Source organism: uncultured Bifidobacterium sp., from assembly GCF_945269915.1.
In the GTDB taxonomy this organism is placed as follows: domain Bacteria; phylum Actinomycetota; class Actinomycetes; order Actinomycetales; family Bifidobacteriaceae; genus Bombiscardovia; species Bombiscardovia indica.
In genome coordinates, this window is record NZ_CALYOY010000058.1 from 1 (window position 1) to 4,635 (window position 4,635).

The 4,635-nt window shown below is 60.5% G+C and carries 3 protein-coding genes; 2 read left to right on the forward strand and 1 reads right to left on the reverse strand.

Going from position 1 to position 4,635, the window contains the following annotated elements:
- Positions 1 to 950, reverse strand: a 950-nt coding sequence (locus Q0K62_RS07780; RefSeq protein ID WP_297317406.1) for an AraC family transcriptional regulator, incomplete at its 3' end; no start/stop codon positions are given.
- 212 nt (positions 951 to 1,162) lie between these two features.
- Between Q0K62_RS07780 and Q0K62_RS07785 the strand changes: the two genes are divergently transcribed.
- Positions 1,163 to 3,193: an ABC transporter ATP-binding protein gene (locus Q0K62_RS07785; RefSeq protein ID WP_297317407.1), complete on the forward strand. Its 2,031-nt coding sequence runs from the start codon at positions 1,163 to 1,165 to the stop codon at positions 3,191 to 3,193.
- On the forward strand, positions 3,194 to 4,635 hold a 1,442-nt coding region (locus Q0K62_RS07790; RefSeq protein ID WP_297317408.1), incomplete at its 3' end, for an ABC transporter ATP-binding protein.

Genomic DNA, 4,635 nt, shown 5'->3' on the forward strand with positions numbered 1-4,635 from the left:
CTCCACGTGCCTGGGGCGAGGCCGGTTTCCCTGGTGAAGGCCGCGGTGAAGGAGCTCGGACGGTTATAGCCGACCTGCCTGCCCACCCAGGCGATATTCTCCTTGGTCGTCACCAGGAGGTGGCGGGCCTGGTGTATCCGCCGCCCCCTGATGTACTTGGCCAGGCTTGTTCCGGTCTGCTTCGAGAAGGCCGTGCACAAGTGGGTCCGCCCTACATACAGGGATCGTGCTATCTGATCGATGGAGAGGTCCCCGTCGAGATGGGATTGGATATAGGCCTCGGTCTGTCGGGCCAGGTCTCCATCACTGGACGATTCGGAATCCTGCATGGTTGCTGACGATGTCTGCGAAAGCGTGGCCAGCATGAGGTCGATGTGGGCCTTCAGGAGGAACCCGGTTCGGTCCTGCTGTCCAGGGCCAATCTTGGACAGGGCGGTCGAAGCGGCCCAATAGGCATCGGGCAACCAGGGTTGACCGAAGGACTCGAACAGCCCGCCGACCTGACCGGGCCACTTGTGGTTCAGCTCCACGAAGTAGTCGGGCAGGATGCTGATGCTTCGGGTGCATGAGCGCGACCCGGCCGGCATATGGTAGGTGACCGTTCCGGCAGGTTGGATCAGGGAGACCATGCTGCCCTCCTTCGACGTGCAGGTCTGTGTGCCATCGGGAAGGGGCAGGGGATCCTGGGCATCGCTGGCAATCAGGCAGGCATAATCAGTCAGGGAGTACTCGCTCAATTCCGTATCGCGCAGGAAGGTGATGTCATGCCAGATGACCAGGCAATGCGGGCCAACCGGGCTGATGCGGATCCGTCCCCGGTAGCTATCGTTGTCGACCCCGCCTTCCAATCCTCCCGCCCGGTGATGGAGCTTCATGCCAAGCTGCTCCGTCTGCGGTTGGTACAGGGTCCGGAGCTCACTGGACTCCGTTGGCACATCGTATCCGGCCATACACCACCTCATCCCAGCCCTTGCAGGTCTTGAGGCGGTCTACGCAGGCTTTTGCTTTCGTCCCGATTGCTTTCAGATTCATCCGGTAATCGGTGACGGTCTTCAGGTCATAGGCTTCTCAGATTACGTTCTATGAATGCGAACGACAAGGGGTCGAGAAGGAAATCAGTAGGAGAAAAGGTATGACCGTAGACCGGAATGAGCCAGAAGGCGTGCCAAAACCTGATCATGGAGGCGCCCATGATCGAGGAACCATATCTGACGGTGAGGAAGGGCATGGGCGTAACTCCCTGATGCGGTTGCTGGATTTTGCTGGTCCTCGTAAGGTCTTCTCCTACCTGGGCTGCTTCCTGTCCGTCCTTTCCGCGATTGCAGGTTTTGGTCCCTATATCTGCATCTGGCTGGTTGCAAGGGATCTCCTGGCTGTGGCCCCACATTGGTCCCGGGCCTCGGGAATCGCCGTTTATGGATGGGTGGGATTGGTGTTTGCCGTCCTATCCGTCGTCCTGTACTGCTCGGGTCTCCTCCTTACCCATATGGCCGCTTTCCGCACCGCCTCCAACATGCGCAAGGAGGCTCTACGGCACTTGATGCGCCTGCCCTTGGGGTACTTCGACCTCCATGCTTCAGGGGAGTTGCGACGCACCATTGACGGTTCGGCAGGAGATACCGAGACCCTGCTGGCCCACATCGTTCCGGACGCGGCCGGTTCCTTTACCATGGTGTTGGGCATGCCGATACTGATGCTGGTCTTCGACTGGCGGATGGGGATGGCCTGCCTGGTCTCCGTCCTGATCGCCGTGGTCTGTCTACGGGTCATGATGAGTGGGCAGGGCAGGTCCTTCTTGAAGAAGTACCAGGATGCCCTGGTGCGGATGTCAAAGACCGGTACGGAATACGTCCGCGGCATCCCCGTGGTCAAGGTCTTCCAGCAGACGGTCTATTCCTTCAAGGCCTTCCATGAAGCGATTGAACACTACAGTCAGATGGCCAGGACCTACTCCATGAAGGTCTGCCGCCTTCCCCAGACCATACAGATCGTCGCCTTGAACAGTACTGTGGTTTTCCTGGTTCCGGTGGCCATCCTGCTGGCCTCGCGTCAGGGCGACTTTTCCACCTTCATCGCTGATTTCGCCTTCTATGCCGTCTTCTCGGGAATGGTTCCGACAGCCATGACCCGTCTGCAATTCTCCAGCGACGCCTTCGGTAAAGCCGATGATGCCCTGGCCAGGATCACCAGCGTGCTCAGCGTGGATCCCCTACCCCGGACCGCCGCCCCGGAGCACCCACGGACCCGGGATGCATCCCTGGAGCAGGTGTCCTATACCTATGCGGGCGCTGACCGGCCTGCCCTTGAAGGAATCGACTTCAGGTTGCCTGAGGGTGGCACTGTGGCCCTGGTCGGGCCTTCCGGGGGTGGCAAATCGACCTGCGCCAGCCTGCTCCCGCGTTTCTGGGATGTGGATTCGGGAAGGGTCGCCGTGGGCGGGGTTGATGTGAGATCCGTGGACCCCCGTGATCTGATGGGGCAGGTTGCCTTCGTATTCCAGACGAATCGGCTCTTTTCGGCCACACTGCTTGAGAACGTCCGTGCTGCCAGACCCGATGCCACCCCGGATCAGGTCCTGGCTGCCCTGGAGGCCGCCCAGTGCATGGACATCGTCGACAAGCTTCCCCAGGGACTCGACACCATGCTGGGTTCGGATGGAACCTACCTGTCGGGTGGAGAGGTCCAACGAGTGGCCCTGGCCAGGGCGATCCTCAAGGATGCACCCATCGTGGTCCTGGATGAGGCAACCGCCTTTGCCGATCCGGAGAATGAGGTCCTGATTCAGAAGGCCCTGACCAGATTGACGCAATCGGGCGGGGGAGGGCATCGGACCGTCCTTATGATTGCCCACCGACTGTCGACCGTGGCCGGTGCGGACTTGATCCTGGTCTTGGATGGAGGCCACCTGGTCGAGCAGGGTTCCCACCAGGACCTGGTCAGGGCTCACGGTACCTATGCCCGCCTATGGTCCGACTATGAGCAGGCGATCTCCTGGAAGGTCGACAACTCGCCAAAGGCGCCGCGTGAAGGTGGTGCAGGCGATACCGGGGCGCTTGTAAGGGAAGGCGATGCTGGGCATGGTCCCGGTCGGGACGATGCCGGGCCGGTTGGGGATGAAAGCGACATTGGTCCAGCCGCCGGGAAGGGGTCGATCGATCACCTCGGCATACAGAGCGAAGGAGGTGAGGCATAGATGTTCGCCTCATTCCAGGAAAAATACGCCTTGTCGAACAGGGGGATGAAGAATGTCCTCCTGGGAACGATTTGGACCACACTGACCAATCTGGTCATCATGGGAGGAACGGCCTCGCTCTTCCTGGCCATGAATGCCTTCATCGCCCATCTGACCAAGGGGGCTCCGCTCCCGGATGTCATGCCCTACCTGGTGGGTCTCCTGGTGTTCGTCCTTCTGCTCTTCGGCTCGTACTGGTTCCAGTACAACCACTCCTATGGCGCGGTCTTCAACCAGACCAGCACCCAGCGAATCGACCTGGCCGAGAGACTGCGTAAGCTGCCCCTCTCCTTCTTCGGGCGTCGTGACCTGGCGGACCTGACCGATACCATCCTGGGTGATGTGGCCACCATGGAGCATGCCTATGCCCATGCCCTGAGCCAGCTCTACGGTGCAGTCGTCTCTTCCATCCTGGTCTTCCTCGCACTCTTGCCTGTGAACTGGGCCCTCGACCTGGCCGCTTTCTGGAGTGTGCCGACGGCTTTTGCCATCGTCTTCGGCACACGACGATTCGTGGAAGGTGCCTCACGACGTACGCGGCAGGCCCAGGTCAGGGTCAGCGACGGCATCCAGGAGGCGCTCGACTGTGTACAGGAGATTCGCGCCACCAACCAGGAGGACCGGTATCTGGATAGACTCTTCTCGGTCATTGATACCACCGAAGCCACCACGATCAGGTCCGAGATTACCAATGGACTCATCATGAACTCGGCCATGGTGGTCCTCAGGATGGGAGTGGCCACAACCTTGCTGGTGGCTGCCGGTCTGATAGTCCAGGGCAGGATTGATTTCATGGTCATGTTCATCTTCCTGCTGATGGTCTCCCGGATATACGCACCCTTCGATCAGGCTTTGATGCTGGTTTCCGAGCTTTTCCAGTCCCAGGGATCGGCCCGGCGTATCCGGTCCATCACCGACGAGCCGGTGGTCGAGGGGAGTACGGACTTCCATCCGAACGGTCACGATATCGTCTTCGATCATGTGGCCTTCTCCTATCCGGTCTCTACCGGCAGGGGTGCGGGGGAGCCGGTTCTGGAGGATGTCGATTTTACGGCGCGGGAAGGTGAGATCACGGCCCTGGTTGGTCCCTCGGGGTCCGGGAAGTCAACCTGTGCCCGGCTGGCTGCCCGCTTCTGGGATGCCACCTCCGGTTCCATCACCGTGGGTGGGGTTGACGTGAGCCGGGTGGATCCAGAGGTCCTCTTGCGCGACTATGCCGTGGTCTTCCAGGATGTGATGCTCTTTGACGACACGGTCATGGGTAATATACGGATGGGTCGGCGTGGTGCCAGTGACCAGGAGGTGCTGGATGCCGCCAGGGCCGCCAACTGCGACCAGTTCGTCACCCGCCTGCCCCAGGGCTACCAGACGATGATTGGTGAGAATGGTTCCAAACTCTCCGG